Here is a 21,216-nt window from a genome sequence, read left to right on the forward strand (position 1 = left end):
GAAAATTGATCCGTCAGGTTCTCACCCTCATCCTGGCTTTCGTCGGAGGCTTCCTCGCGGTCGGCGCGTGGATCTGGGCCCCGAATATTTCGAGTTCGATGTCAAGTTTCGTCTCGGTCGGGCCCAGTGTTTCGTTGTTCGCCGACGCCAATCGCCTCGGCCGGCCGGAGGTCGCGCCGGTCGTGCGGAGCTGCATTTTCCGCGTTGTGGACGTCGGTCCGGACGCCGAGAAGATGCAGCCAAGTGCCGCATACTTCATCCTGAAGGCCGGCAGCATGCAGGCGAGCGTTGCCGCCCTGGCCGGCAAGCCAGATTCGAGATCCGAATTCCGGACGGTTCTTTCGGCTGTCAAATGGGGAGAGTTGGCGGGCTGCATTTATGCGCAGGACGATCGGGAACTCTGCGACCCCGATAACCGCGCGGCGATGGTCGAGGCCACCACGAAGTTCTTTGCTTTCGCAAAGCAGGCGGAAGCGTCCAAGCCGCCGATCCCAGCTGGCGACGCAAGCGTCATCGAAAACTTCAGCGATAAATTGTTGAACGCACTCAAGAACCACCGGCGCTATGGCACGCTTGTTGCTGCTGATTTCAGCAGCTTCGCCGCGCCCGAGATAATGCGGATCATGCGTGAGGAGAAAGCGACCAGCGACATCTGCAAGCGTTGACGCCGGGCGATGAAATATTGCGAGCTGCGAGCGCCGGGCCCGCTTTGATCGAAAGCCGGTTCACGCGGCGTTTTCCGATACCCTGCCGTGCCAATTCCGTAACTGGAAAGCTGTCCCGACATCCCATAGGCTTGCCGCAACCGGCGGATATCGCCGGCAAAGCGGGGACACACCCGCTATCAGCGGATGGAAAAGCGAGGGCAGGCCCATGAAAGCACGTCCCACCGGCGTGATACCGCCGATGACAACGCCGTTCCGGAAAGACGGCGAGATCGAATTCAAGCTGGTTGCCTCGCAGGTCGACTGGCTGATAGGCGCCGGCAGCCATGGCATGGCGGCGGGCGGTTCGACCGGCGAGGGGCATACGCTCGATCACGAGGAGTATCGCGACCTGGTGGCGGCGACGGTGGAAGCCGCCAAGGGGCGCGCGCCTGTGATCGCCGGCATCATCGTGGATTCCACCCGCGATGCGATCCGGCGCGGCAAACTTGTGCGCGACATGAACGTCGCAGCACTCCAGGTGACGCCGGTGCATTATCTGTTCAAGCCGGACGAGCAGGCGATGGTCGATCACTTCCGCCGCATGGCTGATGAAACCGGCATGCCCATCATCATCTACAACGTGGTGCCGTGGTCCTATCTCTCGCCGGCGCTTTTGACCCGCATCATGAACGAGGTGCCGTTGGTCGTCGGTGTCAAGCAGAGCGCGGGCGATTTGAAACTGTTTGCCGATCTCATGATGATGGCGCCGGACAAACTGATCTACAGCGCCGTCGATGCGCTGATGTATCCGTCCTACGCGCTCGGTGCGCATGGATCGATCGCGGCGATCCTGAGCGCCGCGCCGCACGCTTCCGTCGAACTCTGGAACGCGGTCAAGGCGGGCGACCACGTTCGCGCGCTGGAGTTGCACCAAAAGCTGCTGACGTTGTGGAACGCGATCGTCTCGGACAATCTGCCGGCGTGCACGCGCTATGCGCAGTCGCTGCAGGGGCTGCCCGCGACATTCTCTCGCGCACCGATGCCGGAAGCATCGCCCGCACAACAGGCCGCCATCAGGAAGGCGTTGGAGGGATTGGGCGGGTCGGTTGGTCATCGCGTCGAGGCGGTGGAGTAGTATCCGCCTTGCAGGCGGTTTTACCGCCAGTCGCGAGCTGTTACTGTCCTGCTCGCATGGGCTCCATTGCCATGAGAGCCCAAACTTTAAAAACTCAAAACCGAGGTAACGATCTCAATGAAGGACTTTGCCGGAAAGTTTGCCGTGATCACCGGAGGCGGCACGGGCATGGGTCGCGAACTCGCGCGCCAGCTCGTGGCCGAAGGCTGCAACGTCGCGATGTGCGACGTTTCCCCGGAGGCGATGGCCGAGACCAAGCGCATGTGCGAGGCGGAAAAGCTGCCGCAGGGGCTGCGCATCACCACGCATGTCGCCGATGTCTCGATCGAGAACCATCTCCAGCGTTTTCGCGACGAACTGATCGAGCAGCAGGCAACCGACAAGATCCATCTGCTGTTCAACAATGCCGGCATCGGCGGCGGCGGCAGCCTGTTCACCAACACCCGTGAGCAGTGGGAGCGCACCTTCAATATCTGCTGGGGTGGCGTCTACCTCGGCGTCCGCACCTTCCTGCCGCTGATGATGAAGGCGGACGAGGCCCACATCGTCAACACATCGAGCGTCAACGGTTTCTGGGCGTCCGTGGGATTGGGCGCGTCGCATACCGCCTACAGCGCCGCCAAGTTTGCGGTGAAAGGGTTTACCGAAGCGCTGATGACGGACTTGCGGCTCAACGCCCCGCACATCAAATGCTCCGTCGTGATGCCCGGGCATATCGGCACCTCGATCGTCTCCAATTCGCGCAAGATCCAGAGCGGGACGGAATCCGAAGAACTGAGCCCGAATGAAATCCTGGCGACGCGGCAGCGCCTGAAGGGCATGGGCATCGACACCGCGCCGATGTCGGACGACGACATCCAGAAGATCGCGCTCGACCGTGCCCGCACTTTCCGTGAGGAGGCGCCGACCACGGCGGCGGCCGCGGCAAAGATCATCCTCGATGGCGTCAAGACCGAGCGTTGGCGCATTCTCGTCGGTGACGACGCTCACAAGCTCGACGAGCGGGTGCGGCAGGCCCCGGAAAAGGCCTACACGCCGGAGTTCTACAAGAGCTTTACGGAAGAGGTCGGCTGGCGGCTGGGTTAGAGTCTCGCGGTTCTGATTTTGAATCAGAACCGCAGCTCCTCTTTGTTGACGCGTTTTTCTCAGCTCACCCCGGATCACGTGCGAGGGCCTGCCTCGTCTGAAAACGCGATTTGCCTTATCCTCGCACGACGCGCTGGCGCGAGCCCGGACGATAGGCGAGGCGGTGGTGGCCCGAACAATAGGGCATGCCTTCAATCGGCGTGTTGCCGCAAAAGCAGAAATCCTCGGCGCCGGGCGTGCTGATCGGCCAACGGCACCGTTCGTTGCTGAGTTCGAACAGCGAGCAGCGGCGTTCGCTGGCGATCGGCTCCTCCTGGAGCGGCTGCGCGTTTTCGTAGACGGCCTGCAGGATTTGATACTGCAGCCTGGGGATGGATTTCCTGGAGCGCTCCCGGGCGGCCTTGGTCGGGCGCGGTTCGGCACGGGCCGGGCCGCGCGTCAACTGGAGGCGGGCAAGTTTGCCGATCACCGCGTTGCGGCTGACGCCGATGCTGGCTGCGATCTCGCGGCAGGTAAGGCCGGCTTCAAAATGACTCTTCAGCAATTCGACGCGATCGGTAGTCCAGGTCGGTAGATGCGTAAGCATGTTTTCGGTTCCACATTCTGTGTGAACCGCCGCGTTCCGAAAATTCCCGTCAGGACGCCTTGCCGTTGTCGCGGATTGCAAGCAGCCCGTCCTTGATGGCGAGCCGAATGCCTTCCTCGATCAAAGTCCTTGCGACGCCGGGAACGCTGGTGCCGTGGGTGCCCTGTCTCACCAGTCTTTCGAGATAGTTGATGGTCGAGAGCGCCAACGTAACGGGAACGCGGTCGGTTTCGGCTTTTTCTGTAGCCATGGGGAACGCTAACTTTTAAACGATGTACTGAAAAGTTACTATTTCGACTCTATTTAGTTTTGCACACATGAGTCAAACGACTTGTGGATAGCTTCCTATCCGTTTGAAAAAGCGGTTAAAAATCCGGGGGTGGGTCTGTGGACTGACTGCGCGCCGGTTGAACGGAGCTCCCGCCGGGGCTCGGCAGCGCTCGCGGGCGCGGCGAAACGATCCTGCCGCGCGTCCATTTCTTGATTGCCTCGCGCTACCGGGAATGCCGATGATGTCCGCAGACGACTGCAAGGGGCGCAATGACGGTAACGAACGGTCTCTACACCATCCAGATCGAGATGACGGACGGCGGGCATGGCCGCGCCAACGGCGTGATCGTGCTGCATGATGGCAAGATCGCCGGCGGCGACTCATATTTCTATTACACGGGCTCCTATCGCGCCGATCGCGGCAAATGGCGCGGCGAATTGATCACCAACGAGCACACGAAATCGGTCGGCAGCCTGCCGCTGTTCGGCGGGCGTGAAGTCACCTGCGGCTTTACCGGCGGCTATTCCGCCGACGCGGCGGAAGTGAACGGTACGGCGCTGGTCGGAAAAACCAGCGTGGTGTTTCACGCCAGGCTGCAGCTGCGTTCGGAGTTTTGAAGGCGGGTTAGATCATGACGCGATAGACGCATCATGATCTCATCTCTTTAGTTTGAGCATGATCTCCGCGCAAACGCGTTCCGCGTTTGTCGCGAGGGAAAACCGGTCTCCACTTTTCCGGATCATGCTCTAGCCGTGCACGACCGCCTTCGCGATCATGCAGTGAATGCCCTTGGAGCCGTTGACGGTCTGCGTCACCCGCAAATCGGCGGCGAGGCTGCACAGCGTGTAGGCGTCCTCGCGCGACAGATTGCGCTTCTCGCCGAGCAAGACAATCATGTCGCGCAGCGCGCGCACCACGCATTGATCGAGATCGGGGTCCATCGCCATCGTCATGTAATGATCAGGCGTTTCCGCGCGCGGATAATCAAGCCGTAAATCCTTGCGCAAGGTCAGGCGGAAGCGGCCCTGCAGCGCTGTCTCGATTGCGGTGACGCAGACTTCGCCATCGCCCTGCACGCCGTGGCCGTCGCCGCAGGAAAACAGCGCGCCCGGCACGAACACCGGCAGATACAGTTTGGCGCCGGCGCCCAGTTCCTTGTTGTCGAGGTTGCCGCCCATCGCGCGCGGGATCAGCGAGGTGATGCGGCCCCAGGCGGGTGGCGGCGCCACGCCCATCACGCCAAAGAATGGCTTAAGCGGCAGGTCGAGGCCCCATGGCATCCGGCCCACCATCCGTTCGCGATCGAGCGGAATGTTCAGGATCCGCGTCTCGTGGAAATCATCGGGCAGGGTGCCCGCCAGCGGACGGATCAGATTGTAGCCCCAGTCCTGCCGGAGCTGGACGTCGAGGATATCGACCTCCAGCACGTCGCCGGGTTCGGCACCGGCCACCGCAACCGGCCCGGTGAGAATGTGGCCTGGCACCATGCGCTCGCTCCGCGCGTGGATGTCGGCAAGCTCGGGAGGAACGTGAAACTCGGCTCGGTCGGGCACCACGTCCGCGCCGCCGCTCACAGTGTCGATGGTGACTTCATCACCGCTGGCAATGGTCAGGACGGGCTTCAATTTGGCTTCGAAGAAGCCCCAGTGGCAGGTTTCGGGGCTGGAATGCAGGTGATGATGGGGCATGAGGAGGGCTTTTGGTTGCTGCAATGGCGTCGTATGACGCTGTAGCAGACATTGTCAGAGGCTTCCCTTGTTTTTTGTCCTGTCCAAAACGCTCGGCTACCTGCTGTTGCCGACGAATTTTCTGATCGCCATCGGGTTCGTCGGCGCCATTCTGATGGCGACGCGCTTTGCATCGCTTGGCCGCAAGCTCGTGATATCAGCCGTGTTGCTCCTTGTGATTTGCGGGCTGTCGCCACTCGGAAAAGCTCTGCTCTATCCCCTCGAGCAGCGCTTCCCGTCATGGGACGCCGCGCGCGGCGCGCCTGATGGCATTATCGTGCTGGGGGCATCGATCGAAGCCGATCTTTCCGTGGCGCATGGAACGCCGGTGGTGCGCGGCGCGCCGGACCGGATCATCGCTGCCGCCGCGCTGGCGAGGCGATATCCCAATGCGCGCGTGGTTTTTTCCGGCGGCAGCGCGAACCTCGTCTCGAACGATGCCAGGGAAGCTGATTTCGCCGGCGCCATCTTCGAAAGCCTCGGCGTCGACAAATCGCGGCTGATCATGGAACGGGGATCGCGCAACACCCAGGAGAACGCCGAATTCTCCAAGGCGCTGGTCAAGCCGAAGGACGGCGAACGATGGGTGCTGGTGACCTCGGCCTTTCACATGCCGCGATCGGTCGGCTTGTTCCGAAAAGCGGGATTTGCGGTAGAGCCCTATCCCGTCGATTGGCGGGTCGGCGGACGCGATGACCTGATGGCGCTTTCAAACGTCGCCGTCGAGGGGTTCGGACGGACCGACCTTGCGGTGCGCGAATGGATGGGCCTCATCGCATATCGGCTCACCGGCAAGATCGACGAGTTGGTGCCGGGCCCGGCGCCGAAGTAAGAGGTCGCAACCCCCATCGAGCCGGGCTACAATCAGGCAAGGCGCTGTTCAGCGCGCCGATGACGGGAGATGACGCCATGCAACAGCAGACGCCGGAAGCGCTCGATTTGGCCGGCATGGTGGCTGATCTCAACAGCCTGCTTCGCCTGAAGACGACCGTGATCGGCATCAAGATGTTTGCCCGCGTCGAGGAGATGACCGCGATCCCGAAAATCCGCCGTCCCTCGGCGGTGCATACCACCGACCAGATCGTTAGCATGGCCTCGCGGCTCGGCTGGACCGTCGGCATCACCGGTGAGGATCTCGTCGGCGCGCAGTGCCGGGCCGTGATCGGGCTGGCGCCGCAGGACGAAAAGTTTCTCGCCGGCGATAATTATGTCGGCGTCTGGCATGGCACGGCCGAGGATGCGCGCAAGCGCCAGGAAGCGCTCGACGTCGTGCCTTTCGGCCGGTACCAGGCGATGGCGGTGAGCCCGCTCACCAGCGGCCGGCTCAACCCGCCCGACATCTGCCTGGTCTATGCGACGCCCGGCCAGATGATTATCCTGATCAACGGCCTGCAATATACCGGCTACAAGAAGTTCGAATGGGGCGTGGTCGGCGAGACCGCCTGCGCCGATTCCTGGGGCAGGGCGCTCAAGACAGGCGAGCCGTCGCTCTCGCTGCCGTGCTTTGCCGAGCGGCGTTACGGCGGCGTGCCCGACGAAGAAATGCTGATGGCGCTCAAGCCTGAGCATCTTGCCAAGGCCATCGTGGGCATGAAGCAACTGGCGAAGAACGGCCTGCGCTATCCGATCGCGCCCTATGGTATCCAGGCCGACGTGCGCGCCGGCATGGGCGTGTCCTACGCGAAGAAATAGGCTTGCGAAAGCGACAGGAAACCGTCATTGCGAGCGGAGCGAAGCAATCCATGCCGCAGCAAGAGGAGCGATGGATTGCTTCGCTTCGCTCGCAAATGACGAGAAGTACTAAAGGGAATTCAGGTATGCCTTCGTCGAAATTCGACATCGTCGTCTACGGCGCCACCGGCTTCACCGGCCAGCTCGTCGCCGAGTATCTCGCCGAGCACTACAAGGGTGACACCAATCTGAAATGGGCAATGGCCGGGCGCAGCAAGGACAAGCTTGCCTCCGTCCGCGACGCGATCGGCGCTCCATCAGATGCGCCGCTGATCGTCGCGGATGCCAGCGATCCCGCCTCGCTGAAAGCGATGGTGGATCAGACGAAATCCGTGATCAGCACGGTCGGCCCGTATCAGTTTTATGGCAACGAGCTGCTTGCAGCCTGCGTGGCCTCGGGTACCGACTATTTCGATCTCTGCGGTGAGCCGCTGTGGATGCGGGAGATGATCGACAAGCATGAAGCAGCGGCGAAAGCGAGCGGCGCGCGCATCGTGTTTTCATGCGGGTTCGACTCGGTGCCATTCGAACTCGGCGCCTTCTTTGTGCAGGAGGAAGCCAAGCGGGTGTTCGGCACGCCGGCTTTGCGCGTCAAGGGTCGCGTGCGCGACATGCGCGGCACCCTGTCCGGTGGGACTGCCGCGAGCGCCAAGGCGACGTTCGACGCGGTCGCCAAGGATCTCAGCCTCGTTGCGATCCTCAAGGATCCGTTCGCGCTGACGCCCGGGTCCAAGGGACCAAAACAGCCACCGGGCAGCAAGCCGGCCTACGAGGAAGACCTGCAATCCTGGGCAGCGCCGTTCATGATGGCGCTCATCAACACCCGTAACATCCATCGCTCGAACATGCTGATGGACTTTCCGTACGGAAAGGAGTTCGTCTACGACGAAATGGTGCTGACGGGGGATGGCGAGAGGGGCGAAGCCAACGCCAAGCTGGTGATGGCCGCAAACACCGAAAAGACCGGTCCGAACGCGCCGAAGCCGGGCGAAGGGCCGTCGAAGGAAGAGCGCGAGAATGGGCTCTACGACCTGCTCTACGTCGCGATTGCTCCCGATGGCCGTCAGGTCCGCGCAGCGGTCAAGGGCGATCGCGATCCCGGCTATGGCTCGACGTCAAAGATGATCTCGGAATGCGCGATCTGCCTGCTGCGCGATACGCCGGATGTGCCAGCGGGAATTTGGACGCCGGGGGCGGCGATGCAGCACAAGCTGATCAAGCGGCTTGTTGATCATGCTGGGTTGACGTTCACGGTGGAGAAATAGCGTCGAATTGTACGGTGGGTTACGTCGGTGCCATAATCGCGGAATTGCTGTTCGCTTTCCAGCGCTCAGCGGCGACAAACATGCCCCACATCGTGCCCAGCATCATCCAAAAGTGCCGCCAATGGTCGGTATCGATGATGAAACTCTCGCCGACGGTGCCGAGGAAAGCCGCGAAGATGGCCAGATAGGTCGGCTGCCAAGGCACGCGGACGAACACATAGCGGAAGCTCGTCAGCACCGTGACGAAAATTAGCGCCGGATAGCAGACGCCGGAGAGCCAGCCGCCCGACATGAACGCGTTCAGGTAGGAATTGTGGGTGTCTTCGGGAAAGAAGCGATTGAACTGCAGCGGCCCGATGCCGAAGGGTAAGCCCAGCGCCATCTCGGCGCCGAGGATATGCCGGCCGAAGCGGCCGAAACGGCCTTCATCATAGCTCTGGTCGAAACTGGCGCGCTGCTTGAACAGCTGCGAGATGGAATCGAACGACAGCAATACCGCGACCAGCGCGGCCGCCAGCACCACCACGACCAGCGCCATGACGATGATGCGCGAGCGCTGCGACTGCGAGCGGCTGGTCAGCACCATCAGCGCCAGCATGACGGCGGAGGTGATGACGAGCATGCCCCACGCCGCGCGTGAGAACGCCAGCAGGATCGCCAGCGACATGATGCCGAACGCGATCGCGTTGCGGAGCGATTTGCCGAACTTGTCCGAAACGACGCTTTGCAGCGCGAACAGCGCAGGCAGGATAAGGAACGCACCGTATACGTTCGGGTCCTTGAAGGTGCCGCGGGCACGGTCGTACAGCGTCAGCAGGTCGCGCCCGCCGGGAACGAGATTGAAATAACCCGCGATGCCGGCGAGCGAAGCAATCACGGCGCCGAGGACAAGGCCGCGCCGGAGCATGTCGAGCCGCGCCGTGGTGTCCTCGGAGATGACCATCGCGAAGAAGATGACCGTGACCGCCATGTACCAGGAGGTTGCGATCCAGTTCGGCACATTGGGCCGGTCCATCACGGCGACCGCGCTGATGCTGTAGCCGATATTGATCAGGAACAGGAGCAACAGCAGCGGCATGAACACCAGGCGCATCCGCAACCCCGTTGCGAAGAAGATCAGCGAGGCGGCCAGTGTCGCCAGCTCATAGGGCGAGGGTTCGATAAAGACGATGGCGCCGCATGCACCGACCAGCCACACCATCGCGCGCTGCAAGGCAAGCACGCCGGGCGCGGCCGTCATCGATGGGAGCGATCCCCCGGCTGTCGCCGCATACGCCATCACACACTCACGCAACGCAACAAAACTACGACACCACTATCCGCGTCATTGCCTGCGACAAACGCGAAGCGTTTGCGCAAGGGAGCGGAGCGACGAAGCAATCAATCTTTCCCAGCGTGACGCTATGGATTGCTTCGCTCGCAATGACGGCGAGTCTCCTCAACTCAATACGCGTTCTCGCTCTTGGTCATCAGCGCCAGCGGCGTCTTGAGCAGAATGTAGAGATCGAACAGCACCGACCAGTTCTCGATGTAATAGAGATCGAACTCGACGCGCTTCTGTATCTTCTCGTCGGTATCGACTTCGCCGCGCCAGCCGTTGATCTGCGCCCAGCCGGTGATCCCCGGCTTGACGCGGTGGCGCGCGAAATAGCCGTCGACGGCCTCGTCGAACAACCGGCTCTGCAGCTTGCCCTGCACGGCGTGGGGACGCGGGCCGACCAGCGAAAGGTTGCTCTTGAACACGACGTTGAAGAGCTGCGGCAGTTCGTCGAGGCTGGTCTTGCGGATGAAGCGCCCGACGCGCGTGACGCGGGGATCGTTTTTGGTTACGACCTTGGAGGCGGTCGGATCGGCCTGATGGTGGTACATCGAGCGAAACTTGAAGACGTCGATACGCTCGTTGTTGAAGCCGAATCTTTTCTGGCGGAACAGCACCGGCCCCGGGCTGTCGAGCCTGACCGCAAGCGCGACCAATCCCATCACCGGCAGCGCCAGCACCAGGATCATGAAGCCGACGACGTGGTCGAACAGCCACTTCATCACCAGGTCCCAGTCGGTGATCGGCGCCTCGAACACGTCGAGGGTGGGCACCTCGCCGAGATAGGAATAGGAGCGGGGGCGGAAGCGCAGCTTGTTGGTATGGGCCGAAAGCCGGATATCGACCGGCAGCACCCACAGCTTCTTCAGCATCTCCAGAATGCGGGTCTCGGCCGAGATCGGCAGCGCGAACAGCACGAGGTCGATGCGGGTGCGGCGCGCGAATTCGACGATGTCGTCGACCTTGCCGAGCTTGGGGCTGCCTGCACAGGTATCCAGTGCGCGGTCGTCGTTGCGGTCGTCGAACACCCCGAGCACCTGGATGTCGGAATCATCCTGGGTCTTGAGCGCCTGGACGAGCTGCTCGCCGTTCTCGTCCGCGCCCACGATGATGGTGCGACGATCGAGCCGGCCCTGACGGGCCCAACTGCGTACCAGCGAGCGCAGGAACACCCGCCCGGTCACCAGCGCCGCAATACCGCCAAGGAAAAACGCCGTAAGCCAGAGGCGCGAAATTTCGCTGCCGAGCTTGACGATGAAGGATGCGCCGATGAACAGCAGGAACACGAACGCCCAGGATGAAATCATCCGGGTCATCTGGCGAAGATGGTCGCGGAATAGCTGCACCTGGTAGATGTCGGCGGCTTGGAAGCAGATCACGGCCGTTGCGGCCACGCCGAAGATCGCCGCGAGAAATTCCCAGTAGAAGCCGGAGAGGGGGACGACATATCCGAAATAAAGCGCGACGCCGATCGCGCTGAGCATCGCAAAATCCATGACGCGAACTGCGCCTGCGATCACGATCGGCGAATAAGCGCGGCCGACTTTCTGGTTGCTGACGGCAATAGCGGCCGGGGTAAGCCTGCGGCGCCGTTCGATCGGTGGGTGATCGGCGGTGACGGCCATCGCGGCCGTTGCCGCGGCATCGAGCATCGAGCGTGCGTTAATCGGTTCCACTGGTCCACGTCCGTTCTGGAGCATGCACATAGGACCGTGCCTGCCGGTGCGGAATTCCCCACACCCACGGCTTACGGGACAAATCGGAAGAAACGGTTACGTTGGTAAAGAACGGTTAACGATTGGCAAACGCGTCGCGGTAGCCGGCGAAGACGCCCTCGACCATCGCCTTCTGCGAAAAATGCATGAAGATTCGTTCGCGCAGCGATTTCGCCTGTGCGGTCGCCGCGGCCGGATCCTTCAGCGCGGCTTCGATCGCTTCCGCCATCGCGGCCGCGTTGCTGGGAGCAAACAAGGCATCGCCATGCGGACCGAAAATCTCGGGGATGCCGCCGATGTTGGCGGCGACCATTGGAATTCCTGCAGCCGCCGCCTCGATCACGACATAGGGCATCGAGTCGCCGCGGGAGGGAACCACCAGCAGCGAGCCCTTTGAGAAGCCGAAGCGCGCCTTGACGTGGCCGATGAACCGCACGGCCTCGCCGAGGCCGAGTTGTTCCACCTGGCCTTTGAGGCTTGCGCTTTCCTCGCCGTCGCCGGCGAGCGTGAGCGTCACCGGACGGCCGCCGGCGCGCAGCCGTGCCACCGCGTCGATCAGGAGGTCGGCGCCCTTGATGTGCCGGAACTCGCCGACATAGATCAGGTCGGTGGCGTCATCGGCCTTCACGACCGCGTCGAATTCAGTGGCGGTGACGCCGTTGAATACGCAGCGCACGAGTCCCTTCGGCGTGCCGATGGTGCGCTGATAGGTGTCGCGCGCGAACGCGCTTTCGAACAGGAACAGGTCGGTATCGTTCATCAGCGCGCGTTCGACGCGGGCATAGATGTTGCCCTTCAGCGTCGCCAGCGGATAGTGCAGCGAGCCGCCATGCGGGGTGTATACCCGGATCCTGTCGCGGGAAGCGGTCCGCAAACGCATGTAGGCGCCGGCCTTGGCGCCGTGACCGTGCAGCACGTCCGGCTTCAGTTCGCGGATCAGCCGCTGGAACCGGGCCCACACCAGTAGATCGGTCGGAAGCGGCTCGCGGCGAATGGCCGTGCGGTGAACGCCGAGCTTGAGGCGTGGAGCGATTTCCGCCAGCGCCTGCTCGGCGCGTTCGCCGCCGGTGAGGCTGTCCGCGATGATGCCGACATGGTGGCCGCGATCGGCCTGGCCGTTGGCGAGATCGAGGATATGGCGGAAAATGCCGCCGACGGGCGCGCGCGTGGCGTGCAGGATACGAAGCGGCTGACCGTCAACGAGAGGCATGATCAGAACCAGCGCTCGCCGACCAGCACGAGCGCAGCAACCAGACATGAGATTCGAGCGGGTACGCCTCGCATTACTAGAGTCCTGAAAAAATTGTCGCCCGATTAAGGCCTTTGATGGTTAACAAAAAATGACCGCGTGCCAATAGCCCGTGTTTGCCGGCCGCGAAATGGGGCAAATTAACCCAGCGGCAACCATAATGGAGTGTACTCGGGCCAGGTTCGAGTGGACCAGCAGTGGCGTCCGCGGGAGTGTGCGATGCGTTTGGCGTTCTGGCGTGCAGGCAAAGACAAGCCGGTGGTGCAGCGGGCGATGGCAAGGCCTGCGCCTTCGGCCCCGAAGCCCGTCGCCGCATCCGAATCCGGCGATCTCGATCTGCATGCGCTCGGCCAGACGCTGATGCACAAGCGAAGTTTGATCATCGTCCCGACGGTTCTGGTGCTGGTGGCGTCGCTGGCCGCGGTCAATATGATCACCCCTCGGTTCAAGTCGGAAGCGCGCATCCTGGTGGATGGGCGCGAAAACGTGTTCCTGCGGCCGACCGGCGAGCGCAACGAGGAGCGCAGCGCGCTCGACGCCGAAGCCGTGACCAGTCAGGTGCAACTCGTGCAGTCGCGCGACCTGGCCCGCGAGATCATCAAGAAGAACAAGCTTGCCGAGCGTCCCGAATTCGATCCGGTGCTGCAAGGGTTCTCGCCGCTGAAGTCATTGCTGGCCCTGATCGGTATCGGACGCGACCCGCTCTCGCTGACACCTGAGGAACGCGTCCTGGAAGCCTATTACGATCGCTTCACGGCCTACGCCGTCGACAAGTCCCGCGTCATCGTCATCGAATTCCAGTCGCGCGATCCCGAACTTGCCGCGCGCGTCGCCAACTCGATCGCGGAAGGCTATCTGGTGCTGCAGCAGGATGCGCGGCAGCAGCAGGCGAAATCGGCAGGCCAGTGGCTGTCGGGTGAAATCGAAAGCCTGCGCAAGAAGGTGGCAGAAGCCGAATCCCGCGCTGAGGATTTCCGCTCCAAGTCTAGCCTGTTTGTCGGCACCAACAACACCACGCTGTCCAACCAGCAGATGGGTGAGATCAACACGCAGCTGAACAACGCCCGGGCCTTGAAGTCTGATGCGGAGTCCAAGGCACGGTTGATCAAGGAAATGCTGCAGGGCGGCAGGCCGATCGAGGCTTCGGAAGTGCTCAATTCCGAACTGATCCGCCGGCTCTCCGAACAGCGGGTGACGCTGCGCGCCCAGCTCGCCGAGCAATCGTCGACGTTGCTCGGTGGCCATCCCCGCATCAAGGAATTGAAGGCGCAACTCGCCGATCTCGATCGGCAGTTGCGCGAGGAGGCGGACAAGGTGTCCCGCTCGCTGGAGAGCGATGCCCGCATCGCCAGCGGCCGGGTCGATGGCTTGATGAACAGCCTCGATCAGTTGAAGAAGCTGGCGTCCTCGAACAACGGCCAGGACGTGCAGCTCCGCGCGCTCGAGCGCGAAGCCAAGGCCCAGCGCGATCTGCTGGAATCCTATCTCGCCAAATACCGCGAGGCCAGCGCCCGCGAGAACATCGAGGCGGCGCCGGCCGATGGCCGCATCATCTCGCGCGCCACCGTCTCCAATACCCCGGCCTATCCGAAGAAACTGCCGATCGTGCTCATCGCGACGCTGGCGACCTTGTTGCTCACCTCGGGTGCGATTGTGACCGGCGAGCTGTTGCGCATGACCGCGCCGCGGAGACCCGGTGCGGCATGGCCGGAAGTTGTGCGCGAAATTGCGCCCGAAATCGCGCCCAAAATTATCTTGGCTGCTCCGCCGGAACCGGTGCGTGCGCCGGCGATCGCGCCCGAGCTTCCCGTGGCGGACCTCGCTGACGCGGATCACATCTCAGAGCCGGTGTTGAATGAGCCACGCGTGGACAGCCCTCGCATGGACACCGCGGCGGAAATCGGTGAAATCGGGCAGGTAGCGGATGTCCTGGTTGGCGCAGGCGTCGCGGCGCGCAAGGTTACCGTGCTTGGCACGGCATCGAGCGAGAGCATCACGCTGACCGCGTTGACGCTGGCGCGGCTGATGGCGCAGCAGGCGAAAGTCGTAGTCGTCGATCTCGTGGCATCCTCACCGATGATTCCCGCCGCGTCGGTCGATCCAGTGGCACCTGGACTTGCCGAACTGATGCAGGGCGAGGCGTCGTTTGCGCAGATCATCACCAAAGACCGGCTGTCGCGCGTTCATCTCGTCAGCGCCGGACGCCCGGGTTTCGACCGCGCGCAGCTCCAGTCGCCGCGGCTGGTGCTTGCGATCGACGCGCTGCTGCGGGTCTATGACCATGTGCTTATGGACGCCGGCACGGCCTCTGATCTGCCGGCCGAATTGCTGACGTCACAGGCGCAGGCAGTCGTTGTGCCCGAAGCATCGATGACGCAGGATGCGCGCGCGCTGATGTGCGACCAGCTCAGGGCGGTCGGCTTCTCCGAGGTGACGATGCTGAGCAAGCCGTGTCAGGATTCCGATGAGGTCGAGCCCGGACCGCGCGTGGTGGCGGCTTGAGAGAATTCGTAGGGTGGGAAAAGCGAAGCGTGCCCACCATTCAACGACTTGAAATCGGATAGATGGTGGGCACGGCGCTATCGCGCCTTTGTCCACCCTGCGGCATTTTGTTCAGCTGAACGCGCTGCGCAGCTTTTGCGCCATCTCCAGCAGCGCCGGATTGTGCTTCACCAGCCGCTTGGTGCGGTTGAGGCCTGACATGACGCCGGCGGCGAGCTTGCCGCGCTGGCTGAGCGGGATGAAGCTATCGAAGATCGGCTCGTCGCTCTTGCAGAACAGCCGCTTGTAATCGTCCGATCCGATCCCCAGGTCGAGCGCGCCATAACCCTGTCCGGCATAGTGATCGATGATGTCGCGCATCAAAATCAGGCCGGGGCTGTATTTCGAATTCGCCGACATCGTGTAGGTATTGAACATCATCGAGAAGCGATGGCCGTCGGCGACGCCGGCGAAGATCGCGATCACTTCCTCGTCGCATTCCAGCGAGTGGATATCGATGGCGTGCTTGCCGCCGCCGAGCGGCGCGGCGCAGGCGCCGCGGACGAAATCCTCGATGCCGGGATCGGCGAACACATTGGGCAGCTTCTGTTCGGCCATCCGCAGCGGCTTGACGCGGAAGAACCAGTCGAGCAGTCGGGTGATGTCGGCCTCCGATGACGCGACGCGGGTGCGATAGCCGGGCAGGGACTGCAGCTTGCGTTCCTTGCCCTTGAGGCGGCGCCGGAACGAATTGCTGACCAGCGCCGCGGGCGCGGCGCCGGGCTCCATCACCAAGAGCGGGCAATCATTGGCGGAGGGCTGATGCGGCAGCAAGGCAAGCGGATTAGGCAGATCGCGCCAGCGAACCGGTTGCTGGTGCAGTGTGAGGACGTCGGCTTCGGATCGCTGCGCTATCGCCGATATCAGGCCCTCGAGATCGGCTTGCGTTGCGCTTGCGGCGAAGTCGCGGTCGAACAGCGCCATGTTGAAGGTGGAATGCTTGCCGCCCATGAAACTGGCGCAACGCGCGCCGTAGGCGTGCCTGAGCGCGAGCGGGAGCAGCAACAGCGGACGGCGTTCCGCGTCGTAGGCGACCACGATAAAGGGAACGAGGCCGTCGCGCTCGCCGACCGCCCGCTGCCAGGGACAGAGGAAGTCGAACCGCTGATACGGCGTGAAGAAGGTTTGCGCGCCTTCCAGACGGCGCCAGATGCCTTCCGCGGCAGTGAGGTCGTGGACGATGTCGATGCCGGCGATGCGGCTCGCCTTCGACCACCCATTTGCATCCGCCGTTCGGTCATCAATCGCGGCAGCCATGGTCATCGCAGAGCCCGTGCTATATGAAATTGTTTACAATTTTCGGCTTTGGCCGACCTTCGCAGGGAAATGTCAACAAAGGGTAATAACAATCCGGCCGCGGCGGGGCAGGCGCGGTCGGAAGTGGGGACGGAGCTTGGCGTCGGATATCGGAATTTTGCGGCGGGCCGGGATGGAGCTCGCCTATTTCAGCGGCTACTTCAGGCTGAAGCAGCGGGAGACCGGCGGCGCCGGCGTCATTTTGCGGTTCGAGCGCGTGCGTCCGCGCGAATTCCGGCCGTTTCAGCCGAACCGATGGCGTGAAATCACGCCGCAATTTCTCGACCGGACGATCCGTGCGTTGAAGCGCTGGAACTTCGATCTGATCACGATGGACGAAGTGTGCCGGCGGGCGGTCACGCTGCCGAGGGCTAATCGATTTGCCTGCCTGACCTTCGACGGCGGCTGCAAGGATGTCATCACGCAGGCCTATCCGGTGCTGTCGAAGCATGGCGTGCCCTTCACCGTGTACCTGCCGACCGCGTTTCCGGACGGGCTCGGCGAAGCCTGGTGGCTTGCGCTGGAAAACATGATTGCGCGCGAGGATCGCATCAGCCTGGTGATCGACCGCAAGGAGCGGCGTTTCGCAACAGGCAGCACGCTGGAGAAGTATGACACTTTCGAATTTCTGACCAGCTGGATGCGGACGCTGCCGCCGCCGGATCTTTCGTTCGCAATCCACGACCTCTGCACGCGCTACTCCGTCGATCTCGCGACGCTGTCGCGCGCTGCGTCGATGGATTGGGACGATCTGGCGAAGCTCGCGGCTGATCCGCTAGTGACGATCGGTAGCGCAACGGTGAACTATCCCGCGCTGTCCAACCTGAAAGAGGCCGACGCGCAACGCGAAATGACCATGGGCAAGGCGGTCGCGGAGACCGCCTTGCATCGCGCCGTCAGGCATTTCGCCTATCCGTTCGGCGATCGGCAATCCTGGCGCCGCGAGCATGTCGTCATGGGGCAGGAGGCAGGTTTCGCCAGCGCGGTATCGACGATCCCGGGGGTCGTCGAGGCCAAGGGATATACCAATCTGCACGCGCTGCCGCGGATCGCCTGGGACGGACGGCAGGGCTCGCTGCGCATGATGCGCGTGATGCTGTCGGGGTGCATGTTTCCGCAGGTCAGGCCCACCAGGGACAATTGGGTTTAGAGCGTGAGTTCATAATCCATGGCTATGGGCTTGGCGATGTCCGAATTGCCCTCGGAAGCGGCCATCCCGGACTGCCTTCAGCACGTCTCCTGTGCCAATAGGCGACATCGTTGACACACGATGGTCAATCGGCACAATCGAACAGTTCTCTACAGGAACAAGGTGCGGCAATGGATGCCACTTCAGTGTCTGGCAAATGTTTGTGCGGCTCGATTGTTTTCCAATATACCGGGGCACCGAACTGGACGTTGCATTGCCATTGCGAGAGTTGTCGACGAGCAACCTCTTCCCCAATAACGACATGGATTTCAGTCCCACGCAGCGCGTTCGCGTTCACGAAGGGCGCGCCCCGCTATTTCCATTCTTCGCCGGGCGTTCGGCGTGGTTTCTGTGAGAATTGTGGGTCACCCCTCACATATGAGAATGAACGGATAGAGGGAGAAATTCACATATATGCGGTGTCGCTGCTCGACGCGAATTATGCGTCGCCGAGCTGCCATGTCTTCGTTAATGAACAGCTACCTTGGTTCGAGGCGCTCGATGACTTGCCGAGGTTTGCAACGACCGGTCGCGACGGTGCCTCGCCTATCCGCATCGGTCCTAAGAAGAAAGTGGATTGATCTTTCGTGCCGAGGGCCAGTTAGGGTCGGGTCTCAGTTGGATAAATGAGAGGTTCATATGCGTGGCGCTGTCCAGTATTGCCTTTCGTGGTACCCGGAAAAATCAACGCACCCCGGAGGTGCTCGTTCCATCTCGCGATCCGGTCGATGTCTCTTGTGGGTCACATGAGGCGAAATTCCCGAGTGACAAGCGCATGTCTGCTTTAGCCTTCGATTGTGTTGCAAAAGTCGTTTTGCCGAAGGTGTCAAAAATTCTGAGGGCCGCAGGCGCGATTTTCGTGTAGAGATATGAAGGACCTCATCGCCTCGCGCTCAACTCATAGGCGACTTCGGTAACGCGATTGAGGTTATTCGAATCGTCAATCGCCTCGCGTTTTAAGGTTTCACCAAAACTTCGGACTGATGCAAATTTCGACTTTTGCAACAGTATCGCCTTCAAAAGCGGACATCTCTCGTTCTATGAGCACACGCCCTAAGCGGCCCGGTCCGGCCGCGACATCCAGCTGATGATCGGCATCGCCGGCAGCACCCATCCAAGCCCCGCCACGACATAGAAGATCGCCTGCAGCAGGCCTGAATTGGCCAGCCATGGCGTCTGGGCGATGGTCATTCCCAAGAGCGACCACACCACGACCAGCACCAGAAGTGCGATGGTTCCGAAGAATTTGCGGGTGCGTATGGTCATGGCGGATATGTCAGGCTCGTGGCGGGTTGCGCGCGGGAAGGGGCGGACTATAAGGGGCGCACCACTTCAATCAAGCGCGCCTTTAAGGCGGGCCAAGACTGATTTCAAGACGGGTTTTATGACCGGTAGTTCCGCACAGCAGGCTCCGCATCCAGGCGCCGTCAGATGGTGGCTGATCGTGGTCGCCGCACTGATCGCGGTCATGGTGCTGGTCGGCGGCGCCACGCGGCTGACGGAATCCGGATTGTCGATCGTCGAGTGGAAGCCGGTGACCGGCACGCTGCCGCCGCTCAACGAGGCGCAGTGGGTGCAGGCGTTCGAGGGCTACAAGGCCATCCCGCAATACCGCGAACTCAACGCCGGCATGAGCCTTGCGGAGTTCAAGACCATCTTCTGGTGGGAATGGAGCCACCGCCTGCTCGGGCGCGTGATCGGCGCGGTCTATCTGCTGCCGTTCCTGTACTTCCTGTGGCGTGGCGCGCTGGGCGCTGAGCTGAAACGGCGGCTGTGGGTGATCTTTGCCCTCGGCGCGCTGCAGGGTGGGGTCGGCTGGTGGATGGTCGCGTCGGGCCTCACGCAGCGGACCGAGGTCTCCCAGTATCGGCTGGCGACGCATCTGGTGCTGGCCTTGATCATTTTTGCCTCAATCGTCTGGACGCTGCGGCGGATGACCGCGCGTGCGCAGCCCGTTGTCCCGTTGTGGCTGAAGGTCTCCGGGGTGGCTTTGCTCGGCCTGACTTTCGTCCAGCTTTATTTCGGCGCGCTGGTCGCGGGGCTACGGGCGGGCAGGGTGTACAACACCTGGCCCGAGATCGACGGTGCCTTCATTCCGTCGGCGGCGCGGCTGTGGTTCGAGGAGCCATGGTGGCGCAATCTGTTCGACAACACGCTCACCGTGCAGTTCGAGCACCGCATGACCGCCTATGCGCTACTGATCCTGGCGGTGCTTCACGCCATCGACGCCATGCGGTCGCGAGCCGGTGCTGCCGTTATCGGCGGCGCGTGGTCGCTGGTGGCCGCGATCACGCTGCAGGCCGCGCTCGGCATCCTCACGCTGCTGCACCAGGTACCGATCGATCTGGCGCTGGCGCATCAGGCTGTCGCGATCGTGGTGCTGACGCTTGCGGTCTTGCAGACCGAACGCCTGGTTGCACGCCGCGTCGGACACGACCGGCAGAAACTGGTTCTGCCGCTCGGCCAACCCGGCTGAAATTGAGCAATTCTAATCTGCCGGCATTCCGGGAAGTGCCCGATTTGCAGGGGGTTCTTGCTGTGCGACGGCCTTGACGCGTTTGTGTGAGGCCGCACCGCTTTACTTGGGTGGTTTGGACGATAAAACGAAACAAAAACAGGTCTCGTCTCATGTCCTCAGCATTCATCCAGGCCGCCGTCATCCTGCTCCGCGAGGGGCTCGAAGCCATGCTCGTGATCGCAGCGCTTGCGGGCTATCTGACCAAGGCCGGCGCCGGTCATCGCATTCAGGCGCTGTATGCCGGCGCGCTCGTCGCCGTTGCGGCCAGCTTCGTTGCGGCCTGGTTGTTTGCGGTGCTGAACTCGGGCGATCACAGCGACATCCTGGAAGGCATTATCATTTTGCTTGCCGCCGCCCTGATGCTCTACGTCAGCGGCTGGTTGATGGTGAAGCAGGATCCGCGCGGCTGGCAGGAATATCTCGCGCACAAGGCCGATCAGGCCCTGTCGCAGGATACGATATGGGCGGTCGGCGCGCTGGCGTTCTTTGCGGTCTTTCGCGAGGGCGCGGAGACCGTTCTGTTCATCAATGCGCTCGCCAAGACCGAAGGCGGCTGGAGCGCGGGGCTGTTTGCCGGACTTGCCGCGGCGACGCTCGGGCTGGCCGTGCTGTTTTATTTCATCAACCTGATTGCGCGAAAGCTGCCGCTGCGGCCGCTGTTCATCATCACCTCGGCGTTCCTGTTCGTGATGGCGATCAAGTTCATCGGCGAGGCGGTGCAGGAGTTCCAGGAACAGGCGATCATCACGGTCACCGAGGTCAAGGGCTCGGCCTTCCTGAGCGCGATCGGCCTCAATCCATCGATGGAAGCGCTCTCGATCCAGGGCCTGGTGATCCTGTTTGCGCTGGCGACCTATTCGGTGGTCCAGCGCAACAACCGCCTGATGCGCGAGGACAAGGCCGCAAACAAGGCCACCATGCGCGCGGCTGAGTAGCTCGTCG

20 protein-coding genes are annotated in these 21,216 nt (G+C 62.3%); 12 read left to right on the forward strand and 8 right to left on the reverse strand.

The genetic code is table 11. The features are described from left to right. The first annotated feature begins 5 nt into the window (after positions 1 to 5). From V1294_RS19470 to V1294_RS19480, 3 genes are all read left to right on the forward strand, one after another. The gene (locus V1294_RS19470) at positions 6 to 665 is read left to right on the forward strand and encodes a hypothetical protein (protein ID WP_334499406.1); all 660 of its coding nucleotides are present in this window, start codon (positions 6 to 8) and stop codon (positions 663 to 665) included. Positions 666 to 873: 208 nt separating this feature from the next. Beyond that, complete coding sequence (locus V1294_RS19475; protein ID WP_334499408.1) at positions 874 to 1,782, forward strand: dihydrodipicolinate synthase family protein; 909 nt, start codon at positions 874 to 876, stop codon at positions 1,780 to 1,782. 117 nt (positions 1,783 to 1,899) lie between these two features. Then, a complete protein-coding gene (locus V1294_RS19480; RefSeq protein ID WP_334499410.1) occupies positions 1,900 to 2,868 on the forward strand; it encodes an SDR family oxidoreductase in 969 nt (322 codons plus the stop codon). Between the two features lie 115 nt (positions 2,869 to 2,983). On the opposite strand, the gene V1294_RS19485 is transcribed toward V1294_RS19480, so the two are convergent. Then, on the reverse strand, positions 2,984 to 3,454 hold the full coding sequence (locus V1294_RS19485; protein ID WP_108513547.1) for a GcrA family cell cycle regulator: 471 nt from the start codon (positions 3,452 to 3,454) through the stop codon (positions 2,984 to 2,986). 49 nt (positions 3,455 to 3,503) lie between these two features. Continuing rightward, entirely contained in the window at positions 3,504 to 3,704 is a 201-nt protein-coding gene (locus V1294_RS19490; RefSeq protein ID WP_057839093.1) for a hypothetical protein, read from the reverse strand. Positions 3,705 to 3,994: 290 nt separating this feature from the next. On the opposite strand from V1294_RS19490, the gene V1294_RS19495 reads away from it, so the two are divergent. Further along, a complete protein-coding gene (locus tag V1294_RS19495) occupies positions 3,995 to 4,342 on the forward strand; it encodes a GrlR family regulatory protein (RefSeq protein ID WP_334481250.1) in 348 nt (115 codons plus the stop codon). Positions 4,343 to 4,471: 129 nt separating this feature from the next. Here V1294_RS19495 and V1294_RS19500 read toward each other — a convergent pair whose 3' ends face one another. Next, on the reverse strand, positions 4,472 to 5,413 hold the full coding sequence (locus V1294_RS19500; protein ID WP_334499412.1) for an acetamidase/formamidase family protein: 942 nt from the start codon (positions 5,411 to 5,413) through the stop codon (positions 4,472 to 4,474). Between the two features lie 67 nt (positions 5,414 to 5,480). Between V1294_RS19500 and V1294_RS19505 the strand changes: the two genes are divergently transcribed. The 3 genes from V1294_RS19505 to V1294_RS19515 all read left to right on the forward strand — a co-directional run bounded on the left by V1294_RS19505 (position 5,481) and on the right by V1294_RS19515 (position 8,448). Continuing rightward, positions 5,481 to 6,284 carry a YdcF family protein gene (locus V1294_RS19505; protein ID WP_334499414.1) on the forward strand — a complete coding sequence of 268 codons (804 nt, stop codon included), beginning with the start codon at positions 5,481 to 5,483 and terminating at the stop codon, positions 6,282 to 6,284. A 77-nt stretch (positions 6,285 to 6,361) separates the two neighbouring features. Further along, complete coding sequence (locus tag V1294_RS19510; RefSeq protein ID WP_334499416.1) at positions 6,362 to 7,144, forward strand: DUF169 domain-containing protein; 783 nt, start codon at positions 6,362 to 6,364, stop codon at positions 7,142 to 7,144. A gap of 125 nt (positions 7,145 to 7,269) precedes the next feature. Next, a complete protein-coding gene (locus V1294_RS19515) occupies positions 7,270 to 8,448 on the forward strand; it encodes a saccharopine dehydrogenase family protein (protein ID WP_334499418.1) in 1,179 nt (392 codons plus the stop codon). A 19-nt stretch (positions 8,449 to 8,467) separates the two neighbouring features. Here V1294_RS19515 and V1294_RS19520 read toward each other — a convergent pair whose 3' ends face one another. From V1294_RS19520 to V1294_RS19530, 3 genes are all read right to left on the reverse strand, one after another. Continuing rightward, positions 8,468 to 9,727 carry an O-antigen ligase family protein gene (locus V1294_RS19520; protein WP_334481243.1) on the reverse strand — a complete coding sequence of 420 codons (1,260 nt, stop codon included), beginning with the start codon at positions 9,725 to 9,727 and terminating at the stop codon, positions 8,468 to 8,470. A gap of 164 nt (positions 9,728 to 9,891) precedes the next feature. Then, a complete protein-coding gene (locus V1294_RS19525; protein WP_334489712.1) occupies positions 9,892 to 11,418 on the reverse strand; it encodes an undecaprenyl-phosphate glucose phosphotransferase in 1,527 nt (508 codons plus the stop codon). A gap of 139 nt (positions 11,419 to 11,557) precedes the next feature. Next, positions 11,558 to 12,691: a glycosyltransferase family 4 protein gene (locus tag V1294_RS19530; protein WP_334499420.1), complete on the reverse strand. Its 1,134-nt coding sequence runs from the start codon at positions 12,689 to 12,691 to the stop codon at positions 11,558 to 11,560. 258 nt (positions 12,692 to 12,949) lie between these two features. Between V1294_RS19530 and V1294_RS19535 the strand changes: the two genes are divergently transcribed. Next, complete coding sequence (locus V1294_RS19535) at positions 12,950 to 15,232, forward strand: GumC family protein (protein ID WP_334481240.1); 2,283 nt, start codon at positions 12,950 to 12,952, stop codon at positions 15,230 to 15,232. Between the two features lie 111 nt (positions 15,233 to 15,343). Here V1294_RS19535 and V1294_RS19540 read toward each other — a convergent pair whose 3' ends face one another. Further along, entirely contained in the window at positions 15,344 to 16,534 is a 1,191-nt protein-coding gene (locus tag V1294_RS19540) for a GNAT family N-acetyltransferase (RefSeq protein WP_334499422.1), read from the reverse strand. A 130-nt stretch (positions 16,535 to 16,664) separates the two neighbouring features. Between V1294_RS19540 and V1294_RS19545 the strand changes: the two genes are divergently transcribed. Further along, positions 16,665 to 17,717, forward strand: coding sequence for a polysaccharide deacetylase family protein (locus V1294_RS19545; protein ID WP_334499425.1), 1,053 nt, complete (start codon positions 16,665 to 16,667; stop codon positions 17,715 to 17,717). 170 nt (positions 17,718 to 17,887) lie between these two features. Continuing rightward, on the forward strand, positions 17,888 to 18,337 hold the full coding sequence (locus V1294_RS38030) for a GFA family protein (protein ID WP_442895358.1): 450 nt from the start codon (positions 17,888 to 17,890) through the stop codon (positions 18,335 to 18,337). A gap of 472 nt (positions 18,338 to 18,809) precedes the next feature. On the opposite strand, the gene V1294_RS19550 is transcribed toward V1294_RS38030, so the two are convergent. Beyond that, positions 18,810 to 19,022, reverse strand: a complete 213-nt coding sequence (locus tag V1294_RS19550; RefSeq protein ID WP_334481234.1) for a DUF2842 domain-containing protein — start codon at positions 19,020 to 19,022, stop codon at positions 18,810 to 18,812. A gap of 118 nt (positions 19,023 to 19,140) precedes the next feature. On the opposite strand from V1294_RS19550, the gene V1294_RS19555 reads away from it, so the two are divergent. Both V1294_RS19555 and V1294_RS19560 read left to right on the forward strand, forming a co-directional pair. Continuing rightward, entirely contained in the window at positions 19,141 to 20,232 is a 1,092-nt protein-coding gene (locus tag V1294_RS19555) for a COX15/CtaA family protein (protein WP_334499427.1), read from the forward strand. Positions 20,233 to 20,384: 152 nt separating this feature from the next. Further along, on the forward strand, positions 20,385 to 21,209 hold the full coding sequence (locus V1294_RS19560) for an FTR1 family iron permease (RefSeq protein ID WP_334481231.1): 825 nt from the start codon (positions 20,385 to 20,387) through the stop codon (positions 21,207 to 21,209). Positions 21,210 to 21,216: the final 7 nt, after the last annotated feature.

Origin of the sequence: Bradyrhizobium sp. AZCC 1678 (assembly GCF_036924765.1) — a bacterium.
Taxonomy (GTDB): Bacteria; Pseudomonadota; Alphaproteobacteria; order Rhizobiales; family Xanthobacteraceae; genus Bradyrhizobium; species Bradyrhizobium algeriense.

Excerpts from the sequence above, each read along its gene's own strand:
- V1294_RS19475 (WP_334499408.1), top strand. The coding sequence starts at position 874 with ATGAAAGCACGTCCCACCGGCGTGATACCGCCGATGACAACGCCGTTC.
- V1294_RS19480 (WP_334499410.1), top strand. The coding sequence starts at position 1,900 with ATGAAGGACTTTGCCGGAAAGTTTGCCGTGATCACCGGAGGCGGCACG.
- V1294_RS19485 (WP_108513547.1), bottom strand. The coding sequence starts at position 3,454 with ATGCTTACGCATCTACCGACCTGGACTACCGATCGCGTCGAATTGCTG.
- V1294_RS19490 (WP_057839093.1), bottom strand. The coding sequence starts at position 3,704 with ATGGCTACAGAAAAAGCCGAAACCGACCGCGTTCCCGTTACGTTGGCG.
- V1294_RS19495 (WP_334481250.1), top strand. The coding sequence starts at position 3,995 with ATGACGGTAACGAACGGTCTCTACACCATCCAGATCGAGATGACGGAC.
- V1294_RS19500 (WP_334499412.1), bottom strand. The coding sequence starts at position 5,413 with ATGCCCCATCATCACCTGCATTCCAGCCCCGAAACCTGCCACTGGGGC.
- V1294_RS19510 (WP_334499416.1), top strand. The coding sequence starts at position 6,362 with ATGCAACAGCAGACGCCGGAAGCGCTCGATTTGGCCGGCATGGTGGCT.
- V1294_RS19515 (WP_334499418.1), top strand. The coding sequence starts at position 7,270 with ATGCCTTCGTCGAAATTCGACATCGTCGTCTACGGCGCCACCGGCTTC.
- V1294_RS19520 (WP_334481243.1), bottom strand. The coding sequence starts at position 9,727 with ATGGCGTATGCGGCGACAGCCGGGGGATCGCTCCCATCGATGACGGCC.
- V1294_RS19525 (WP_334489712.1), bottom strand. The coding sequence starts at position 11,418 with ATGCTCGATGCCGCGGCAACGGCCGCGATGGCCGTCACCGCCGATCAC.
- V1294_RS19530 (WP_334499420.1), bottom strand. The coding sequence starts at position 12,691 with ATGCCTCTCGTTGACGGTCAGCCGCTTCGTATCCTGCACGCCACGCGC.
- V1294_RS19535 (WP_334481240.1), top strand. The coding sequence starts at position 12,950 with ATGCGTTTGGCGTTCTGGCGTGCAGGCAAAGACAAGCCGGTGGTGCAG.
- V1294_RS19540 (WP_334499422.1), bottom strand. The coding sequence starts at position 16,534 with ATGACCATGGCTGCCGCGATTGATGACCGAACGGCGGATGCAAATGGG.
- V1294_RS38030 (WP_442895358.1), top strand. The coding sequence starts at position 17,888 with ATGGATGCCACTTCAGTGTCTGGCAAATGTTTGTGCGGCTCGATTGTT.
- V1294_RS19550 (WP_334481234.1), bottom strand. The coding sequence starts at position 19,022 with ATGACCATACGCACCCGCAAATTCTTCGGAACCATCGCACTTCTGGTG.
- V1294_RS19555 (WP_334499427.1), top strand. The coding sequence starts at position 19,141 with ATGACCGGTAGTTCCGCACAGCAGGCTCCGCATCCAGGCGCCGTCAGA.
- V1294_RS19560 (WP_334481231.1), top strand. The coding sequence starts at position 20,385 with ATGTCCTCAGCATTCATCCAGGCCGCCGTCATCCTGCTCCGCGAGGGG.